Raw genomic sequence first — 21,068 nt, 5'->3', positions numbered from 1 at the left:
TAGAGGAAAAAAATGCCCGAATTACCTGAAGTGCAAACAGTTGTTAATAATCTAACTCCTTTAATTATCGATCATACTATTAAAAATATTGATGTTTATTATCCTAAGATGATCCAAAACGATTTAGATGAATTTACCAATACTTTAAAAGGTTTAAAATTTACCGGAATTAGAAGAAGGGGTAAATATATTCTATTTGATTTAAATCATGGGAAGACTTTAATCAGCCATTTGAGAATGGAAGGAAAATACAGTGTTTTGGAATCTAGCGATCAAATTCCAAAACACACTCATGTTGTTTTTAATTTTGATAATGGTCAAAGATTAGCGTATCACGATACTCGCAAATTTGGCCGAATGCACCTTGTAGATACTTCTAAAGTTGACGTTACTAAAGAAATTAAAAAATTAGGCCTTGAACCTTTTGATAAATCATTTACTGGTGATGCACTATATCAATTACTAGAAAAGAAAAAAGGAAAAATAAAAGTCGTTTTACTCTCCCAAGAAGTAGTAGTTGGTTTAGGAAATATTTATGTAGACGAAGTTCTTTATTATGCTAAAATTCATCCTGCTTCAATTGCCAATCATTTAACCAAGGAAGATGCTGAATTAATTTGTGAAGGCTCAAAGAAAATTTTAAAAAGTGCAATTAAGTATGGTGGAACTACGATCTTTAGTTTTAAAAATGCTAACGGACAGATTGGGCACTTTCAAGATCATTTAAAAGTTCATAGCCAGGATGGTAAAACTTGTGAAAGAGACGGTAATCCAATTAGTAAAATTAAGTTAGATGGCCGATCTACTTACTTTTGTTCAAAATGTCAAATTCTCAAATAATTGGAATTACCGGGGGGATCGGAACCGGCAAATCTTACGTTGGAAACATAATCCGCTCACTTGGATTTCTTGTTTTAGATTCTGATAAAATTGCCCACGATGTTTTAAATGAAAATAAAGTAATTGAAATTATCGAAAATAATTTTGGAGCCGAAGTTCTAACAGAAAACGGATTAATTAATCGAAAAGCTTTAGGCAATATTGTTTTTAAAAATTCTCTAAAATTATCTTTACTTAATCATTTATTAGATCCTTATTTGAGATCTGCCATTATAAATCAATTAAAAGTTGCATCAAAACCAGTTTTCATTGAAATTCAATTATTATATGAACAGCATTATGAAGAATATTTAGATCAAGTCATAGTAATCTATGCAGATAATCAAACTGCTGCTAATCGAATTCAGGAAAGAGATCATGTTAATCTAGATTTTGCAAAAAAGAAAATTTCCAGCCAAATGCCGATTAGTGAAAAAATCAAAAAGGCAGACTATGTTATAGATACAACTAAGAATAATGTTAAAGAACAGGTTATAGATTTTTTAAATAAAATAGATCTTTTGAAAGTTAATAAGGAGTAAAAATTGAAATGTCCTAACTGCGGTTATGCCGATACAAGAGTTGTTGATAGTAGACCAACAAAACTAAATACGGCAATTAGAAGAAGAAGACAATGTGAAAAATGTAAATTTAAATTCACTACTTTTGAAAAAGTAGAGTCTACTCCTTTAGTAGTTGTCAAAAAAAATGGTTCTAATCAAGTCTTTGATCGAAATAAAATATCAAGAGGACTAGTTAGAGCTGCTGAAAAAAGAAATATTAGTCAGGATGTTCTAAATAAGATTGTTGATGAAATTGAAGAGCATATTAGATTAAGCAGTGAATACGAAGTAACAACGAGACAAATTGGAGATATGGTTATGAAAAAACTTGCAGTTGTTGATGAAGTTGCATACATCAGGTTCGCTAGTGTTTACCGTGAATTTTCAAGCATTGATGTGTTTTTATCAGAATTACAAAGCATGTCTCGAAAAAATAAAAAGAAAAAATCCAAAATTGATAAAAATTCAAATTAAAAAGTTAAAGAGGAAAGTTTGAATGGATGAACACCAGTTGCATCCGAGAGATGGCTTTTTAGTAACCAATATTAATTATTTTTCTGATTTTAGTAATCAAGTGCTGACTGATCTGTATTTGCCCATTATTGGCAGTAAACCTTATACTTTATATCTGTACTTATGGAGCTTGACCTCTAAAAAAATAGTGTCAATCGATCGTTATCAGCATACTCGTTTAATTAATTCTGTTGGCGAAAGCATTGAAGAAATTAAAAATTCATTAGTTAAACTTGAAGGAATTGGTTTAATTCGAACTTTTTTTAAAAAAGACATTATTGGAACGCTTTTTTTATATGAGTTATCTTCACCTGTAAGCCCTGATCGTTTTTTTAGTGATGATCTTTTATCTGCTTATCTTTGTGAAACTGTAGGCGAAAAAGACTATTCAGATTTATTAGAAAAATATACTCTTCATCCAGCAAATAAAGAAAAATTTACTGAAATTACGGCTTCTTTTTTTGATGTATTTAATTTAGACAGCGTTAATTTTGTAAACCAAAAGTCTAACCTAAATTACCAAGAAGAAAGAATTCCTAATCATCAGAAGTTTGATCAAAAGTTATTTCTAACTTTAATGGAAAAATATGGAATTGAAGATACAATTATTAATCAGAATTTAAGACAATTTCAAGATTTATCCTCTTTTTATAACGTGAACGAGCTAGAGTTATCCAATGCAATTATCAATTCAAATTGCATTCAAAAGGATCATTTTTCTAATGATAAATTGATAGCTTACTTTAATCAGAGAACAAGTAATAAAAAATTTGATCCTAAAAAAGTATCCGATGATGATTTACAAGATCTTAACGAAGCTGACAAAAAGATTATTGAAAAAGCTACTTCTTTATCACCGTTAAATTTTTTAAAACTTATGAAAGAGCAGTTCGGCGGATACATCACAAATTCTGAAGCGTCGATTCTTCAAAAACTGGTTCGAAGGCAAGTTTTACCTAATGAATTGATTAACATTATGATGTATTATGAAGCCAAAAATTATCCAACTATTTCTCAAAGGGTTTCAGATACAATTGCTAATGATTGGTTAAAGCATCAGATTCAAAGCCCAGCAGAAGCTTTAAAATACATCAACAACTTTAAAAATAAAAAGCCCAAAAAATCAGTTTATTTTGATAAACGAAAGAAACCTGTTCCTAAATGGTTTAACGAAGATAATCAATCAAATATTGAGAGAAAAAATCAACCTGATGTCAATGACATGATAAAAAAAGAAGAACGTAGACGTAAGATGTTAGAGGGGAAAAATAATTGAAAAATATTTCAAGTGTTTTAAAAGAGTATATGCAAACACACAACATGGCCCCTCGGTATCAGGAATTATTAAAAAATATCTTACAAGACCCGGATGTTTTATCTTTTTTAGATAAAAATAAGATTGATCAAAACTCTGTTGTATTTAAACGAGGAATTATTAAGATTTTTGAGTTTTATGATGCCAAGCAAGAATCTGATTCCAATTATTTGCCGAAACTTCTGCTTCAAAATAATCAAATTCAAGTTGAATATTATCCAAGTGAAGAATTAATTAAAAAACAAAAATCAGAACAAAGAAATCAACTTTTTCACTTACTATATCTTCCAGAGAATATTAAACAAGCAAATTTTGAATCGTTTGAACAGGCTGGACGAGAAAATGCATATTTAGAGGCAATTCAATTTACTAATCAATTAATAGCGCAACCAACAAAATTTATTAAAAGTCCATATTTTTTTGGTAAATTTGGAGTGGGAAAAACATATTTATTGGGAGCGATCGCCAATGATCTTGCAAATAATAATATTGAAACGTTATTTGTCCATGTTCCAACGCTTGTTGTCGAATTAAAAAACTCAATCGGCAATAATTCTTTAGCGGACTTAATTAATAAAATCCGCACTTTCCCAATTTTAATTCTTGACGACATTGGCGCAGAAAACTTAAGTTCATGGGTTAGAGATGATATTTTTGGAACAATTCTTCAATATCGAATGGACGCACGCTTACCAACACTTTTTTCTTCGAATTTCAATTTATCTGAATTGGAAGATCATCTTCGCGAAACTCGTGATGAGTATGACCTTGTTAAAGCCCGCAGAATTATTGAAAGAATTAAATTTCTTAGTACAGAAACAGAAATTTATGGAAAAAATCGGCGAGAATAATTTCAATGTTCATAAAATGCTGTTATATTATATAAGTTATCTAATCTTACGGCTATTGCCGTTTTTTTATGAAGGAGCATTATGGTAAAAATAACTTTACCCAGTGGTGACACTAAGGAATACACAAATAACATTTCTGTTTTAGAAGCAGCAAAAGAAATCAGTCCTAGTTTAGCTAAAAAAACAGTTTTTGCTACTGTTAATGGAATTGATCAACCCCTTAATTTTAAGCTTGAAAATGATGCAAATTTAGTTTTGCATACCAAAGAAGAAGAGGCCAGTCTTAATAGTTTAAGAGCAACCGCATCTTTTTTTCTAGGTCATGCAATAAAAAGTTTTAATTCTGAAGCAGTTTTAGGTGACTGTGGCTTTTCAGATGACGGATTTTATTACGATAGTGATATTCCCTCAGGACAAATATCTGCTGATGACTTACCAGCAATAACTGAAATTCTTAATAAAGATATTAAGGAAAAAAGCACTTTAACAAGTATTCATACAAGTATTGATGATGCTATTAATGAATTTAAAGATAATACTTACAAAGTTGAACTTCTAAAATCTCTTAAAGTTAAAGATGTTTATATTAATAGTTGGAATGGATTTAAGGATTTTTCAACTGTTCCGCTTTATACGAATTACGACCAAATTAAATATTTTAAGCTCTTATTTGTAGCAGGAGCTTATTTCTTAGGTAAGTCAAGTAATAAAATGTTTCAAAGAGTTGCAGGCACTGCATTCTTTAGCCAAAAAGAACTTGACGAAGATGAAGAAAAGAGAGAAATTGCACGTTCTCACGATCACAGAGTTCTTGGCCAACAACTTGATCTTTTCTTTGTTGACCCTAAAATTGGTGCTGGTCTTCCATACTGGTTACCAAAAGGAGCAACGATTAGAAGAATTGTTGAAAGATACATTATTGACAAAGAAGTCGCTGCAGGATACGAACATGTATACACTCCAGTATTAGCTAATCTTGATCTTTACAAAACATCTGGGCATTGGGCTCATTATCGCGAAGATATGTTTCCTCCAATGGATATGGGAGATGATGAATTACTTGAACTTCGTCCGATGAATTGTCCTTCTCATATTGAAGTTTATAAACATAAGCCAAGAAGTTATCGAGACTTGCCTTTTAGAATTGCAGAGCTAGGCATGATGCACCGTTATGAAAAATCAGGCGCACTTTCTGGATTACAGCGCGTTCGAGAAATGACTCTTAATGACGGTCATACTTTTGTTGCACTAGATCAGATTCAAGACGAATTTAAAAAAGTTTTGAAATTAATGATGGAAGTATATCGAGATTTTGATATTAAGGATTATAAATTCCGTTTAAGTTATCGTGATAAAGCTAACACTGAAAAGTACTTTGATGACGATGAGATGTGGAATCGTTCACAATCAATGCTTAAAGGTGCGATGGATGATTTAGGACTTGATTATTACGAAGCAGAGGGAGAAGCAGCTTTTTACGGTCCAAAATTAGATGTTCAAACTAAAACTGCAATGGGAAATGAAGAGACAATGTCTACTATTCAACTTGATTTCATGCAGCCTGAAAGATTTAAATTAACTTATGTGGGAGCTGATGGTGAAGATCATCGACCAGTAATGATTCATCGTGGAATTGTTGGAACAATGGAACGATTCGTATCTTATTTAATTGAAATCTATATGGGTGCATTTCCTACCTGGCTTGCTCCAATTCAAGTTGATGTGATTCCTGTAAATAATGAACACCATAGTGATTACGCTAAAAAAATCGAAGATGATTTGAAAAAGAGTGGTTTAAGAGTCCAGACGGATTTACGTAATGAAAAAATGAACTATAAAATTCGTGAAAGTCAGACTCAAAAAATCCCTTATACTTTAATTGTCGGGGATAATGAAAAGAATGCTGGAGAAGTTACTGTTCGTCAATATGGTAAAGAAGAACAGCTAACAATGTCTGAAGAATCCTTCATTAAATTAATCAGTGAAGACGTTGCTAATTTTAGTCGCGAAACTAAATAGTTAAGAAAGATAGAAGCCGATAAGAGAGCCTTATTAATTGATAGGGTTCTTTTTTTTGATCAAATCTAGGAACTAATGGAATCAAAATTTGAAGAATTAAATATAAGTAATGTTTGTCAAAAACAAATATTACGATTATCCCAATTACAATTAAAATTACATAATTTACAAATTTTCTTTTTTCTAAAAAATTTTTAAAAAATATGCCGGATATGAATACTACAATCACCTTAAAAACGATTAAAAGGCTTAGAAAACCAATTAACGAGTATATAATTTCTAATAAGCCAAATATCCATAAGCCAATTTGGCTGGATAAACGGTTTAATTGTTCATTAGATGTTGTTTTTACCGTTACTAAAATTGATGTAATTATTGTTAAGAGTGAAAAATAAAAAGCTTTTTTAGACATCATTAAAATTACTATAATGATCGTTAATATCCAGCCAGCCACCCTTAAAATTTTATTATTTTGCTTTTGTCCCTTTATTTGATTAGAAGAAAAAAGTATAATTAACCAAAGTAAAACCAAAAAAAAGTTAAGATTTAACTTGATTGAAAAGTTCCTGCTCAAGAAAAAAGCTGAACCAAAAATGGTTAATATTTCAGAGCAAACTATTAAAATTAATCTGTTTACTGATTTTATTTTATTCATGGTTTTCATTATTTTTTAGAATAACATATATTTAAGGTGAAATATAAATGTCTAATAATTATTTATTTTCTTCGGAGTCTGTTTCTGTTGGTCATCCAGACAAAATAGCAGATCAAATTGCCGACTCGATTCTTGATGCAATTCTTTCACAGGATCCTGATGCAAGAGTAGCTTGCGAGGTGACTGTTTCTACTGGATTAGTCCTTGTTGTTGGCGAAATTAGCACAACTGGTTTTGTCGATATTCAGTCGATTGTTCGTTCAAAAATTAAAGAGATCGGTTACAAAGATAAAAAGTTCGGATTTGATGGTGATACGTGCGCCATCTTAACAGCTATCGATGAGCAGTCTGATGACATTGCACAAGGTGTTGATGATCCTTTTGATTCCAGCAATCAAGACGATGTCTTAAAAATTGGAGCTGGTGACCAAGGTGTAATGTTTGGATACGCAAATAACGAAACTGAAAACTATATGCCAATGGGTGTAGTTCTAGCTCATAATTTAATGAAAAGAGCTAAAAAAGTTCGTGAAGAAGGAATCATCCCTTATTTAGGACCTGATGCTAAATCTCAAGTTACTGTTGAATACAATGAAGACGACATACCTCAAAGAATAGATGCGGTTGTCCTAAGCACTCAGCATTTAGCTGACGTTGAATTGGAACAACTAAGAAGTGACGTTTTAGAACAAATCATCAAACCAGTCATTCCAGCAAACTTAATGGATGAAAATACTAAATTTTATATTAATCCAACTGGAAGGTTTGTACTTGGAGGGCCACAGGCAGATACTGGTCAAACTGGTCGAAAAATTGTTGTCGATAGTTACGGTGCATACGCAATAAGCGGAGGAGGAGCTTTTTCAGGTAAAGATCCTACAAAAGTTGATCGCAGTGCCGCGTACATGGCAAGATACGCAGCTAAAAACCTTGTTGCAGCTGGCGTTTCTCCTGAAATTCAGATTCAAGTTTCTTACGCAATCGGAGTTGAAAAACCCGTATCTTTAAATGTTAATACTTTTGGAAAAAGTAAATACTCTAATAGTCAAATAATTGATATTATTAATGAATTATTTGATTTTAGACCTGGTGCTATCATTCAAAAGCTTAATCTTAGACGACCTATTTACGCTAAATTAGCGGCATTTGGTCATTTTGGAAGAGATGACCTTGATCTTAGCTGGGAAAAATTAGATCAAGTTGATGAAATTAAAAAATTACTTTCAAAAGACCAACAAAACCAATAAACAACTGAAAATATTCGTTTTACGAATATTTTTTTTTGAAAATAGCATTCAATTTTTTGCTAGATTTTATAGAATATAGACTATGAAGTTCTTGGAGGGTAATTTTGGAAACTAGAAAAGAGCGTATCAACGCACAAATTGAAAGAAACAAAAGATATCAACGGAAGTGTAAAGCTAGAAAATTTGGAAAAATTTCTTTATTTACGGGAACTAGCTTAGGCTTAGCCGGTATTTTTGCTAACTCAGTTACTACAAAAGCCGTATCTTCCAAAGTTCAAATACAACAAAATAATAATGGAACAGTAAGCAACCCTGCACCAAATTCTAACTATAATTTTTCACAAGGCTTAAACCAAGTTACTTACTTAAGTCAGAGTCAGTATGATTTTTTAAGTAAAATTGCTCCTAGTGCTCAAAAGATAGCATCGGAGAATAATTTGTATGCTTCAATTATGATTGCTCAAGCTATTATTGAATCTGGTTGGGGCCAAAGTGGTCTTGCAAGTGCTCCAAATTATAATTTATTTGGTGTCAAAGGAAGTTACATGGGAGATTCTGTTTCAATGCCAACATATGAGCAGACTCCTGATGGGGCTTCTTATTCAATTGTTGCTGGTTTTGCAAAATATCCTAGTTACGAGGATTCAATGAAGGGTTACGTTCAGACCATGTTAAATCCTTTATACGTAGGTGCTTGGAGATCTACCACAAATAATTATCAAGAAGCTGCACGTTACTTAACTGGTCGTTACGCGACAGCTATAAATTACGGTGACACCTTAATTTCGATGATTCAAAAATACAATCTTTCTGTTTTTGACAGCAAAGAGTTTTCTGTTGATCCTGCTTTGAAAGGAATGAAAGTTTCAACTCAAAAGCAAACGTACAAAATTCAAAAAGGTGATTCCTTATGGGGAATTTCAAGGAAATTTAATGTTAAATTGGATAGCCTTTTAAAACTTAATAACTTAAAATTAGACAGTAAAATTTTCCCTAATCAAGTTATAACAATTAAAGAAGTCGATAAAGTTAACATTCCTAATGTGCAAATTGTTTCTAGTCCAGTTAGTGACAGTACTAACAAGCCAAGCCTTCCTCTTTCAACAAACTCATCAACTAATTCTAATTTAAGCAAAAATAGTGATTATGTTGTTCAAAAGGGCGATAGTTTATATCGAATTGCTTTAAAAAATGGTATTAGTCTAGAACAGCTTTTAAAAATAAATAATTTAAAAGCAGATTCTCCAATTAAACCAGGTCAGCTTTTAAAAATAACTGCTAATATTATAACTCCTAATAAACCTGTCGCTTCAAATTCTAGTGCAAATCATGATGTTAAAGGAAATACCTACACAGTTCAAAAGGGTGATAATCTTTATCAGATTGCCAGAAAAGTTGGAATCAGTTTAGATGAGTTACTCAAACTTAACAATTTAAAAGCTAATTCTGTAATTATGGTTGGGCAAAAGCTTAATATCCAAAAAGGAATAAATAAAGCACCATCTGTTTCTAAAAGCTCTACATTCTATACAGTTCAAAAGGGTGATACGTTATACAGTATTGCTAATAAAACTAAAACTAATTTAAATGAATTGCTAAGTTTAAACAATTTAAAATTAAATTCAGTAATTACACCGGGCCAAAAAATTATTATTAAGCAGAATGCCCCAGCACCAGTAACTCCTAATAAAAATCAAGGTAATCATGAAAACACGTCAGTTTATGTAGTTAAACAAGGTGACAATCTTTATAAAATTGCTAAAAGTAATGGAATCAGTTTAGATGAATTACTTAAGCTTAATAATTTAAAGGAAAATTCAGTTATCGTTGCCGGTCAAAAATTAATCATTAAAGGCAACGTAGAAAATATTAAAAATAACAAAGAAGAAAAAACTGATATAAGTAAAGATACAGCTTATACTGTTCAAAAAGGTGATTCATTATATGGAATTGCCCAGAAATCAGGAGTTACTGTTGAAGTCCTTTTAAATCTTAACAATTTAAAAGAAAATTCAGTTATTGTTCCTGGTCAAAAATTAATTATTAAAGGTTCATCAGAAAATAGAAATTCTGACAAACAACCTCAAAGTTCTGAAACTAAATCGGATGTACAAAATAAAGATTCTGTAAATCCAGATCCTATTAATAAATCAAATAATGATGAGAAGACGGTTGCTCCTGCGGGACAAAAAACATATACTGTTAAACAAGGTGATTCCTTGTATAAAATTGCAACTGCAAACAAAACTACGGTTAACATTTTGGAAAAATTAAATAATTTACCAGGCGGAGTAATTCTTCCAGGTCAAATTATTAAAATTCCATAGTTAAGTTTTTGTAAAAAAGGAATTTCCTATGAATTATTTCATAGGATTTTTTATTATAAATAAATAGGGGAATTAAAATGTATAATCACACAGCAATTGAGAAAAAATGGCAAAAATATTGGGATGAACATAAAACATTTAAAACTGAGGATTTCTCTAAAAATCCAAAGTACTACGTATTAGATATGTTCCCTTATCCATCCGGTCAAGGACTGCACGTTGGTCATCCAGAAGGATATACTGCAACCGATATTATGAGTAGGTTTAAAAGAATGCAGGGAAACAATGTTCTTCATCCAATGGGATGGGATGCATTTGGGTTACCGGCCGAACAATATGCCCTTAAAACAGGTAATAATCCTGCTGATTTTACAAATACAAATATTGAAACTTTTAAAAAGCAAATAAAATCTTTAGGCCTTTCCTATGATTGGGATCGTGAAGTAAGTACAATCGATCCTGGTTATTATAAATGGACGCAATGGATCTTTGAAAAGCTTTATGAAAAAGGGCTCGCTTACGAAGATGAAATTATGGTCAATTGGGCGCCTGATTTTCCTGGAGGCGGGATTGTTGTTGCCAATGAAGAAGTTATTGACGGCAAAACTGAGCGGGGAGGATACCCTGTATACCGTGTTCCCATGAAGCAATGGGTATTGAGAATAACTGCTTATGCTGATCGTTTGCTAAATGACCTTGATGATTTAGATTGGCCTGAAGCTATTAAGGAACAACAAAGAAACTGGATTGGCCGTTCAGAAGGTGCGGCTGTAAATTTTGTAACTGATAAAACTAATGACGAAATTCAAGTCTTTACAACTCGTCCAGATACTCTTTTTGGAGCAACATATATGGTGCTCTCACCAGAACATCCTCTAGTTGATAAAATTACTACTTCTGATCAAAAATCAGACGTGGAATCTTATAAAGAAAAAATTGCTTCTAAATCTGATCTTGAAAGAACTGACTTAAATAAAGAAAAGACCGGTGTCTTTACAGGGGCTTATGCGATAAATCCTGTCAATCAAGAAAAACTGCCGATCTGGATTGCTGATTATGTACTTTCAAGTTATGGAACTGGAGCCATTATGGCCGTACCAGCTCATGACGATCGTGATTTTGAATTTGCTGAAAAATTTAATTTGCCGATTAAATATGTAATTCAAAATAAAGTAGGAGAAATTGATGATTCCAAACCTTATACAGAGGATGGAATTCATATTAATTCTGAATTTTTAGATGGATTAGATAAACCGACTGCCATAAAAAAAATGATTGACTGGCTCAAAGAAAATAAAGTAGGAGATTCAAAGGTAAATTATCGTTTACGTGATTGGATTTTCTCACGTCAAAGATATTGGGGCGAGCCAATCCCAGTTATTCATTGGGAAGATGGAACTACCACTTTAGTTCCTGAAGATGAACTTCCTTTACAATTACCCCATCTTGATGATTTAAAACCTTCTGGTACGGGGGAATCTCCGCTTGCCAACGCAACAGATTGGATTAATGTAACGAGAGATGATGGTGTTAAGGGACGGCGGGAAACTAACACGATGCCTCAATGGGCAGGATCATCCTGGTATTATTTACGTTATATGGATCCAAATGATCAAAAATATTTAGTTTCCCCAGAAAAAGTAAACTACTGGAGAAATGTCGATCTTTATGTTGGAGGAGCAGAACATGCAGTACTTCATCTTTTATATGCTCGTTTCTGGCATAAATTCTTATATGACTTAGGCGTTGTACCAACTAAAGAACCGTTCCAAAAGTTGGTTAATCAGGGCATGATTTTAGGTACCAATCATGAAAAAATGAGTAAATCTAAAGGGAATGTGGTTAATCCTGACGATATAGTCAATGAGTATGGTGCGGATTCACTTCGAGTTTATGAAATGTTTATGGGCCCATTAGAACAATCAATCAGTTGGTCTGATGAGGGGTTGGTTGGTTCTAGAAAATGGCTTGATCGTATTTGGCGAATTTATATTGATGAAGATAGTGGTGAATTAAGTTCTAAAATAAGTGATCAACCAAGTCCTGATTTGGAATTTATTTATAACAAAACTGTTAAAGCGGTTACTGAAGATTATGAGAAGATGCGCTTTAATATTGCTATTTCTTCTTTGATGGTTTTTATTAATGAGGTTCAAAAATCAGATCATCTAAATCGAGAAATGGCAGTTAATTTTTTGAAGCTGCTTAACCCAATTGCACCACATATTACCGAAGAATTAAACGAAAAATTAGGGAATCATCACTCACTAACTTATACAACTTGGCCAACATACGATAAAGATAAAATTATCGAGAAAAAAATAACTGTTGCTATTCAAGTTAATGGTAAGCTACGAGGTACGATTGAATCTGATTTAGATGAAGATAAAGAAGTTCTGCAAAATAAAGCCTTAGAAATTGAAAATGTTAAAAAATTTATTGATGGGCATCAAATTATAAAAATCATCGTTATCCCAAATAAAATTGTCAATATTGTTATTAAGTAGGGCATTCCTTGGAGACTGAAAAAACTTCAAATTCAAAATTTATTAGTGGCTCAGCCTGGATGACATTTGGCAATGTAACCTCAAATTTGTTAGGGGCTCTTTATGTTATTCCTTGGTTAAATTGGTTACATCCTCATGATGCAGTTGCAAATTCACTTTTCTCAAAAGGGTATCAATGGTACGCTCTTTTCTTGGTAATTTCTCAAGCCGGGATTCCTGGTGCAATTTCTAAACAAGTTGCAAAATACAATGCTTTAAACGAATATTCCACCAGTAAAAAGATCTTTCAGCACGGGGCCCTTTTTATGATTGGTCTGGGCGCATTTTTTAGCTTTATTATGTTTATAATGTCACCCGTGCTTTCAGCTGGAGACAATCGGTTAATTCCGATTTTTAGATCTTTGTCAGTAGCCGTTTTAATTATTCCGGTTATGAGCCTTTTAAGAGGATTTACTCAAGGTTTCAACGATATGAGGCCTTCAGCGGTTTCTTTGTTAATTGAACAAATTTTCAGGATTATTTTTATTCTTGGTTCAACGTATCTAATTATTAAAGTTTTTAATGGATCCTATGTTACAGCTGTTGTTTTTTCAACATTTGCTGCTTTTATTGGAGCAATTTTTTCGCTTTTATATCTTCTTGCTAATATTTTTTCTCATAAAAGAAAGTACCATCTTAATGTAAATGTTAACAAATCAAAACTAGCTACAACAGATCTCTTTATCGAAATTATTAAACAATCGATCCCTTATATTTTTACCGATTCTTCGATTACGCTATTTTTTTTAATTGATCAATACACCTTCAACAAAGCAATGTCATTAGTCGGTAAATATTCTAAGAGCAAACTGGACTTCTTTTATGCCTTATTTGCAGCTAACGCAAATAAATTAACAACAATTGTTTTATCACTAGCGGTTGCTATGGCAGTGAGTCTAACGCCACTTTTATCATCAATGATTACAAAAAAAGAGGGTAAAAGGATTAGAATTCAAATTAAAAAAATACTAGAAATTTTTAATTTTATTATTTTTCCGGCTTCTTTAGGCGTACTTGCAGTTGCAACGCCTCTTTATACGATTTTTTATCGTTATGATAAATTAGGCATCTTAATTCTACAAATTTCAGCTGTTGCATGTATAGTTGAAGCAATGTTTATGGTTCTTTGTGCTATATTTCAAGCGCTGTATTTTAATCTAAAGGCAATTAAGTATTTATTTGTTGGAATTATTTTAAAAATGATTTTTCAGTTTCCATTTATTTATTTTTTCCACGAAAAGGGTGCTATTATAGCAACAGGAATTGCAATCTTTATTACGTGTATTCTAATGTACCGAGAATTAGTCCATACTTTTTCTCTAAAAACCAAATATTTTACAAGAAGATCAATCGGACTATTAATTAGTGCAATTATAATGTGCATTATAACTGGTCTTACAGTTAATTTAATTTATTTATTTATCAATCCGCAAGATAGATTTCTAGCTGTTTTAATCCTTTTGGTAGGAATAATAATCGGTATTTGTGTTTACGGTTTTTTGGTTCTAAAAACCAATTTAGCCAGATATGTTCTTGGAAAAAAATTATACAGTCAAATGAAAAATTATATTCCTTTTTTATAAATTAGTTTTAATTGAAGGAATTAGCTTAGAGTGATATATTATTTAACGGTGATATATAAAACACGATTACATTAAAAGGAGTTTTGAAGATGTCAGGACATTCAAAATGGCACAATATCCAGGGACGTAAAAACGCTCAAGATGCAAAAAGGGGCAAAATTTTTCAAAAAATATCTAAAGAGCTTTATGTTGCAGCTAAATCAGGGGGCCCCGATCCTTCTTCAAACGCTAATCTTCGATTAGTTATGGAAAAAGCAAAACAAGCAAATATGCCAAAAGATAATATCAAAAGAGCAATCGATAAAGCTTCAGGTGTTGGTGGCGCTAACTATGAAGAAGTTGTTTATGAAGGTTATGGACCGGGCGGAATTGCCGTATTGGTTTACACTTTGACTGATAACAAAAATCGAACTGCTACTCAGGTTAGAATGGCCTTTAGTCGCAACGGTGGAACTATGGGTGAAGCAGGATCTGTTTCTTATATGTTTGAACGCAAGGGAGAAATCATCATTCCAAAAGAAGATCAGGATATTGATGAAGATCAATTAACTCTTGATGCACTGGACGCGGGAGCTGATGATATCATCAATGAAGATGACTTTTATACAATTTATACTTCTCCAAAATCTTTAAATGATGTTAAAGAGGGACTTGAGAAATCTGGTTATGTAATTTCAAACGCAGAAGTGAGCATGATCCCAAATGTAACAACTAAAGTTCCAGAGGACAAAGAAGAAAAGTTTGAACATATGTTAGATGCATTAGATGATAGTGATGATGTATCTAGTGTTTACACAGCTGCTGAATAAGAATTTATTTAATTAGACCTTTAAAAGGGTCTTTTTTTTTGAATATTATTGTATATTTATAACTTAATTGGTATAATTGTTTTACTTTTTTCAAAAAAGTAAATTTTAAATGGGGGATAAAATATGAAAATTACTGTTCTTGGAGCAGGTGGAATGGGCAGCCGTTTTGCAATCATGTTACACAATGCTGGCAATGAAGTGAATCTTGTTGATGGTTGGCAGGAAAATATTGATGCAATTCGAAATAATGGAATTTCGGCTAATATGAATAATCAAGATATTAACGTAAGGCTTCCAATTTCAACGCCTCAAGAAATTGATAAAACTGGTAACAATGCGGATTTAATCATCGTATTCACCAAATCTAATCAATTACAGGAAACGTTTGAAGCTGTCAAACCAATTATCGGAAGAACAACATATGTCTTATGTTTATTGAACGGAATCGGTCACGAGGAAATTTTAAAAGAATTCGTTCCAACTAAAAATATTTTGCAGGGAATCACCATGTGGACAGCAATCATGGATGGTCCTGGCAAAGTAAGATTATCCGGTGACGGGAATGTCGAGTTACAAAATTTTGAACCTGAGGGAAAAGTTTTTGCTGAAAAAGTAGTTGATGTTTTTAATAAAGCTGGTTTAAATGCAAAATATAGCAACAATGTTAAATATTCTATTTGGCGAAAAGCTTGTGTTAATGGTACTTTAAACAGTCTTTGTACGATTCTTGAATGTAATATTGGACAACTTGGTAAAACTAAAGAGGCTGATACTTTGTTAAAAAAAATTATCGCTGAATTTGCAGCAGTTTCCGAAAAAGAAGGAATTAGATTAGACCAAAACGAAGTTTTTAATCATGTCAGTGAAACTTTTTCTGGAGTTGGTGAACATTATCCTTCAATGTACCAAGATTTAATCAAAAACCATCGATTAACGGAGATTAATTTTATAAATGGTGCTGTCACAAATAAAGGGGAGAAATATGGAATTTCAACGCCATATTGTGACATATTAACACAACTGATTCATGCAAAAGAGGAAATACTAAATGTAAGTTAGGGGAAAAATATGACAAGTGAAGCAACAACTCAAAAAATGACACCATCTGTATTTGCAAATAATGTACTAGCAGGAACTGCAACCGGGATAATCGTAGGTTTACTTCCTAACGCCGTATTATCTGGTATTTTAAAATTATTCGGAAACAATCCAATAACAGTCCAATTAACCAGAGTATTAGTTACATTTCAATTTACGACTCCATTATTAATTGGTGCATTAATTGCTTTAGCTTTTAATTTCAGCAAAATTGATATCGCAATAGTAGCAGGAGCTTCTTATGTCGGATCAGGAGTTACGCAATTTAATCCAGGTGCAGTTCATCCTGTTACAAAAGCTGCAGGTCTTTATTTATCAAATGGTACAGGGGATTTGATTAATACAATGATTACTGCATCAATTGCTGTTGGTTTAACACTACTAGTTGGTGAGAAATTTGGATCTGTGAAAATTGTTGCTTCGCCAATTATTGTCGGAGGAGGCAGCGGGTGGATTGGCGTTATAATTCTTCCTTATGTTGCCAAAATTACCGTATGGATTGGCAACTTAATTAATTCATTTACAGACTTACAACCAATTTTAATGAGTATTTTAATTGCCTGCATGTTTGCCGTAATTCTAATTACTCCAATTTCTACTGTCGCAATTGGTATGGCGATTCAACTTAATGGAATTTCTGCTGGAGCTGCGGCCATGGGTGTTGCAGCTGCAACCATCGTTCTTGTAGTTCATTCATGGAAAGTTAATAAATCCGGTTTAACTCTTGCGATCGCACTAGGTGCAATGAAAATGATGATTCCTAATCTTTTTAGACATCCAATCATTCTTTTACCGATTTTGACAACAACAATTGTTTCAGCTGTTCCAGTTGCTCTTTTTGGAATTTCAGGAACCCCTGCTTCAGCTGGATTTGGTCTTGTTGGTATAGTTGGACCGCTGGCATCAATCAGTGCAGGAAAAGCAAGTATTAATATCGTTATGGCTTTAATTGCATGGTTTATAATTCCAATTGCCGTAGCTGTACTTTCACGTTTTCTCTACCAAAATGTATTTCATATTTATGATGAAAAAATTGTATTTGCATATCTCGGCGAATAGTTATATAATGATAAAGTAAAATTAATATATATCATAAGTGACGTCATAGTAAAACTGATTTAAAAAAGAATTTTGTTCAATTTTGGACGAAGTTCTTTTTTTTTGCGTAATTTATCTTTGGGAGGAAATAAAAGAAAGGAGGAGCACACTGACAGCTTTTACAAAAATATCACAACAACTCCAAAAATGGATTAATGATCGCTATACTGATATCTACTTTTTGCCGCGGGCTGAAAAATATCAAATTGCTGGACAAGGTAAAAAAGGATTTGAAAATTTATATTACCTTGATAACCAGGCTGCATTAACTTTTATTAACTATTTTAAGTTTACTTCAGGTTTAAATTTAGGTGAAACAAGAAGACCGCAAATGGGTTCAATGGAATTTCTAACCAAATCAAATGAAAAAATTTATTTTAGAATTTCCACCATTGGAGACTTTAATAACCGAGAATCTTTAGTTTTAAGAATAATTTATCCAGTTATTAGTAAACTTAACTTATTTAGGCCGCAAGACTTAATTAATTTGGAACAATTTACCAAAAGACGTGGTTTGATGTTATTTAGTGGGCCTACCGGATCTGGCAAGACAACCTTAATTTATTATCTAGCACGAAAATTAGCATTAAAGTCGATGGTGATGTCAATTGAGGATCCGGTTGAAGTCTATGAGCCACTATTTTTACAAACCCAGGTAAATTTATCTGCAAATATGAGCTATTCTGAAATTATTAAGGCAAGTTTAAGGCATCGACCTGACGTTTTAATTATCGGAGAAATTAGAGATGAGAAATCAGCTCATGCTGCAATTACCGCATCTTTAAGTGGACATTTAGTATTTTCCACTGTCCATGCCAGAAGTATTTATGGAGTTCTTGAACGATTAACAGATTTAGGTATTAGTTCAAGTACGATCAAAAATTGTCTTAACTCAATCTGTTATCAGAGAATTATTCCAGATACAAATCAAAATCTTCAAACAATGACTCAGATTTTTGACGGGTTTAAAAGCGATTATCATTTTACCGAAAAACAAGTTTTAAAGTCTTGGCAAAATCAGTTAATAACTTCGCTAAAACTTGGACAGATCTCAAAAGAAACCTTCGAAAGGTATTTTTATGGCTAAGAATAAATTATCCAAAAAAGATCAGGCAATCATCATGATTCACATTGGAGAAATGATGAAAAATGGCTTTTCAATAATTCAATCATTAAATTTTTTAGAGGCTGTCTTTCCTAAATATAAAAATAAAATAAAAAAATTAATAAGTCGTTTACATAACGGCGAAATTCTAACAAGCGCGTTTGCTGAACTTGGCATCAAACAAAACATCATTGATCAGTTAGAAATGTCATACGCTCACGGTAACCTCCCTGAATCATTTATTAGTTTTGGAAAAATGCTTCAATACCGAAATACACAATCCAAAAAAATAATTCAACTTCTAATATATCCAGTTTTTCTTTTAATTATGTTAGGGGCACTCCAATTTGGATTGAAGGCTGCAGGTTTTCAAGCGATAACTGGCTCATCCGGGAGTAGTATCGACAAAATAATCAATGGAAGCTTTTTGTTAATTTTATTTTTAGTTTTATTCAGTCTGATTTTTTACTTATTTGTAAATTTTCAGCCCGTTTTTAAACAAGTTCTAATTTTAAAGAAAGTTCCATTAATTGGTAAAGCAATTTTAAATTATTACCATTATTTAATCATGTTTGACCTAACATTATTTGTAAAAAACGGATTTTCAATTAATCAAATGATTGCAATTTGTAAAACTAGGCCGAAAAAATCTTATCTTTACCAAATTAGTTGTCAAATTGAGAAAGATATCATCAACGGAACAGACTTAATTAAAATTATTCGTAAATATTTATATTTTCCTTCTGAACTTGAACAAATTTTAGGAAGAGGTTTAGAAACAGATAATTTAAAAATTGAGTTTGAAGTTTTAACAAATATTATTTATCAACGTTTATTAGAAAATATCGAAAAAATTATTAATAAAATTCAACCAGCCATGTTTCTATTTGTCGGCATTTGTGTAGTTATAGTTTATTTAAATATATTATTACCAGTATTTCAAATGATGAAAGGAATTTAAAATGAACCAATTAGTAAATAAAATCAAAAAAAATCACAAGGCACCAGCTTTTACCTTAATTGAAATGGTAATTGTGCTGTTCATTATTGGGTTATTAATGCTCTTAATTCTGCCAAACTTAAATAGTCAGAAGAAAAAAGCGGAAAATAAAACAGATAATGCCTTAGTTACAACAATTCAAACTCAAGTTAATCTGTACGAAGATGACATTGAAAAGCCAATTACGCTTGAAAAACTAAAAGACGCAGGAGCAATTAGTAATCAGCAAGTTGAACAAGCCAAAAAAGCAAAAATAAAAATCAGTGCTGATGGTAATGTTGGTATTGAAAATTAATAAGGAATTACCGGCTTTTACTTTAATAGAGACGATCATTACAATTTCGATTACTGTCATGGTAATAAATCTTTCCTTATTGATCCCCAAAAAAATCTTACAAAATCAAGAACTAACAAATTTCTCAAATGAAATAAATAAAAAATTTAATGTTTTAAAAGAGCGAGCTCTTGTTAATAATGAACAATTATTTGTTGAATTTGATCACGAAAGAGGAAAAATGACGGTAAAAGAACTCAATTCCCAAGAAACAAAAACTTGTGTTAAAGTACCTACATTTTTGTTTATTGTAAGAACTGTTCAAATCAGACTTTATGGTGAAGCAGGAATTTCTCCTACAACTATTTCTTTTCGTGACAAAAATACTAATGCTCTTTATCGTTTAACATTACAGATGGGGTGGGGGAATGCTTCTTTTGTTAAAGTATAAAAATAAAGCTTTCATCATGCTAGAAAGTATCATTTCCCTTAGCATTTTATCTCTTGGGGTTTTTAGCTTAACTAGTACATACATTTCAAGTATCAGAGCAACAAAAAAGTTCTCTGAGTCAGAGAACTTAGCATTTTGTATCAGAACTGCCGTTATTGCTAAGCAAAAGAAGACAGAAATTCCTCAACAAATCATTTTAAATAATATTAAATATCAAATTATTGTCCAGCAAAATAAAATTTGGGCCATTAATCTTAACAATCGTAAAAAGATGGAAATTACTTGGAATGAAAAATAAATATCCTGCTTTTTTATTGATTGAAGCAATAATTTCGCTTTTTATTACTTGCTTATCATTAGTTGTAATTACAATGATTGTAAATTGTGTTAAATCTGTCAATCAGAATATCACAAATAATTCAGTTAACGATTATCATCTTGCTGTAATTCAAAGAGATATTTATTTGGGTGATAATTTTGAACTAATGGAATTTTCCCAAGATAAATTAAAAATATCTAATATAACGAATTCTGGCACAATATTTTTAGAAAAATATAAAAACATGATTAGAGTTCGTGGAATTATGGGAGGTCATATGCCCCTTTTAACCGATATTGATAATCTTATTTATGAAAGAAGCAATAATGAAACTGTTAAAGAAACAATCTATAGTAACGGGAAAAAATTTGAAGGGTATCTATTTTTTTCGCCCACCCAAAAGTGAAGCAAGCATT

Annotated in this window: 20 protein-coding genes; 19 read left to right on the top strand and 1 reads right to left on the bottom strand. The window is 31.8% G+C overall.

The window, feature by feature from the left end:
- The first annotated feature begins 12 nt into the window (after positions 1-12).
- The 6 genes from mutM (at position 13) to thrS (ending at position 6,140) form a co-directional block, all read left to right on the top strand.
- The gene (gene mutM, locus R8749_RS04780; RefSeq protein ID WP_317698320.1) at positions 13-840 is read left to right on the top strand and encodes a DNA-formamidopyrimidine glycosylase; all 828 of its coding nucleotides are present in this window, start codon (positions 13-15) and stop codon (positions 838-840) included.
- Positions 822-1,421: a dephospho-CoA kinase gene (coaE, locus tag R8749_RS04775; protein ID WP_317698515.1), complete on the top strand. Its 600-nt coding sequence runs from the start codon at positions 822-824 to the stop codon at positions 1,419-1,421. Before mutM ends, coaE begins: the two co-directional genes overlap by 19 nt.
- A gap of 3 nt (positions 1,422-1,424) precedes the next feature.
- Positions 1,425-1,916 (top strand): transcriptional regulator NrdR, encoded by a 492-nt coding sequence (gene nrdR / locus R8749_RS04770; RefSeq protein WP_317698318.1) that lies wholly within the window; start codon positions 1,425-1,427, stop codon positions 1,914-1,916.
- A 22-nt stretch (positions 1,917-1,938) separates the two neighbouring features.
- Complete coding sequence (locus R8749_RS04765; protein WP_317698316.1) at positions 1,939-3,231, top strand: DnaD domain protein; 1,293 nt, start codon at positions 1,939-1,941, stop codon at positions 3,229-3,231.
- The gene (gene dnaI, locus R8749_RS04760) at positions 3,228-4,121 is read left to right on the top strand and encodes a primosomal protein DnaI (protein ID WP_317698315.1); all 894 of its coding nucleotides are present in this window, start codon (positions 3,228-3,230) and stop codon (positions 4,119-4,121) included. Before R8749_RS04765 ends, dnaI begins: the two co-directional genes overlap by 4 nt.
- A 78-nt stretch (positions 4,122-4,199) precedes the next feature.
- Positions 4,200-6,140 carry a threonine--tRNA ligase gene (gene thrS, locus R8749_RS04755; protein WP_317698514.1) on the top strand — a complete coding sequence of 647 codons (1,941 nt, stop codon included), beginning with the start codon at positions 4,200-4,202 and terminating at the stop codon, positions 6,138-6,140.
- On the opposite strand, the gene R8749_RS04750 is transcribed toward thrS, so the two are convergent.
- Positions 6,133-6,795 (bottom strand): hypothetical protein, encoded by a 663-nt coding sequence (locus tag R8749_RS04750; protein ID WP_317698314.1) that lies wholly within the window; start codon positions 6,793-6,795, stop codon positions 6,133-6,135. The genes thrS and R8749_RS04750 overlap by 8 nt on opposite strands.
- 47 nt (positions 6,796-6,842) lie before the next feature.
- On the opposite strand from R8749_RS04750, the gene metK reads away from it, so the two are divergent.
- The 13 genes from metK (at position 6,843) to R8749_RS04685 (ending at position 21,058) form a co-directional block, all read left to right on the top strand.
- Positions 6,843-8,042, top strand: coding sequence for a methionine adenosyltransferase (gene metK, locus R8749_RS04745; RefSeq protein ID WP_317698313.1), 1,200 nt, complete (start codon positions 6,843-6,845; stop codon positions 8,040-8,042).
- A 104-nt stretch (positions 8,043-8,146) separates the two neighbouring features.
- Positions 8,147-10,369: a LysM peptidoglycan-binding domain-containing protein gene (locus R8749_RS04740; RefSeq protein WP_317698311.1), complete on the top strand. Its 2,223-nt coding sequence runs from the start codon at positions 8,147-8,149 to the stop codon at positions 10,367-10,369.
- Between the two features lie 77 nt (positions 10,370-10,446).
- Positions 10,447-12,876, top strand: a complete 2,430-nt coding sequence (leuS, locus tag R8749_RS04735) for a leucine--tRNA ligase (protein WP_317698310.1) — start codon at positions 10,447-10,449, stop codon at positions 12,874-12,876.
- An 8-nt stretch (positions 12,877-12,884) separates the two neighbouring features.
- On the top strand, positions 12,885-14,498 hold the full coding sequence (locus R8749_RS04730) for a putative polysaccharide biosynthesis protein (protein ID WP_317698309.1): 1,614 nt from the start codon (positions 12,885-12,887) through the stop codon (positions 14,496-14,498).
- 89 nt (positions 14,499-14,587) lie between these two features.
- Positions 14,588-15,307, top strand: coding sequence for a YebC/PmpR family DNA-binding transcriptional regulator (locus tag R8749_RS04725; protein WP_317698308.1), 720 nt, complete (start codon positions 14,588-14,590; stop codon positions 15,305-15,307).
- Positions 15,308-15,430: 123 nt separating this feature from the next.
- Positions 15,431-16,366 (top strand): 2-dehydropantoate 2-reductase, encoded by a 936-nt coding sequence (locus R8749_RS04720; protein ID WP_317698306.1) that lies wholly within the window; start codon positions 15,431-15,433, stop codon positions 16,364-16,366.
- 9 nt (positions 16,367-16,375) lie between these two features.
- Positions 16,376-17,464 (top strand): PTS sugar transporter subunit IIC, encoded by a 1,089-nt coding sequence (locus R8749_RS04715; protein ID WP_317698304.1) that lies wholly within the window; start codon positions 16,376-16,378, stop codon positions 17,462-17,464.
- Between the two features lie 82 nt (positions 17,465-17,546).
- A complete protein-coding gene (gene comGA, locus R8749_RS04710) occupies positions 17,547-18,590 on the top strand; it encodes a competence type IV pilus ATPase ComGA (RefSeq protein WP_317698303.1) in 1,044 nt (347 codons plus the stop codon).
- On the top strand, positions 18,583-19,569 hold the full coding sequence (locus tag R8749_RS04705) for a type II secretion system F family protein (RefSeq protein WP_317698302.1): 987 nt from the start codon (positions 18,583-18,585) through the stop codon (positions 19,567-19,569). The genes comGA and R8749_RS04705 overlap by 8 nt, the downstream gene beginning before the upstream one ends.
- Position 19,570: 1 nt before the next feature.
- On the top strand, positions 19,571-19,903 hold the full coding sequence (gene comGC, locus R8749_RS04700; protein ID WP_317698301.1) for a competence type IV pilus major pilin ComGC: 333 nt from the start codon (positions 19,571-19,573) through the stop codon (positions 19,901-19,903).
- Positions 19,893-20,333 carry a hypothetical protein gene (locus tag R8749_RS04695; protein ID WP_317698299.1) on the top strand — a complete coding sequence of 147 codons (441 nt, stop codon included), beginning with the start codon at positions 19,893-19,895 and terminating at the stop codon, positions 20,331-20,333. Before comGC ends, R8749_RS04695 begins: the two co-directional genes overlap by 11 nt.
- Complete coding sequence (locus tag R8749_RS04690) at positions 20,320-20,631, top strand: hypothetical protein (protein WP_317698297.1); 312 nt, start codon at positions 20,320-20,322, stop codon at positions 20,629-20,631. The genes R8749_RS04695 and R8749_RS04690 overlap by 14 nt, the downstream gene beginning before the upstream one ends.
- Positions 20,621-21,058 carry a ComGF family competence protein gene (locus tag R8749_RS04685; RefSeq protein WP_317698295.1) on the top strand — a complete coding sequence of 146 codons (438 nt, stop codon included), beginning with the start codon at positions 20,621-20,623 and terminating at the stop codon, positions 21,056-21,058. Before R8749_RS04690 ends, R8749_RS04685 begins: the two co-directional genes overlap by 11 nt.
- The last annotated feature ends 10 nt before the right edge of the window (positions 21,059-21,068 follow it).

The sequence above is a fragment of the Xylocopilactobacillus apis genome (genome assembly GCF_033095965.1).
GTDB classification, from domain to species: Bacteria; Bacillota; Bacilli; order Lactobacillales; family Lactobacillaceae; genus Xylocopilactobacillus; species Xylocopilactobacillus apis.
This window is presented reverse-complemented; position numbering and strand designations above follow the sequence as displayed.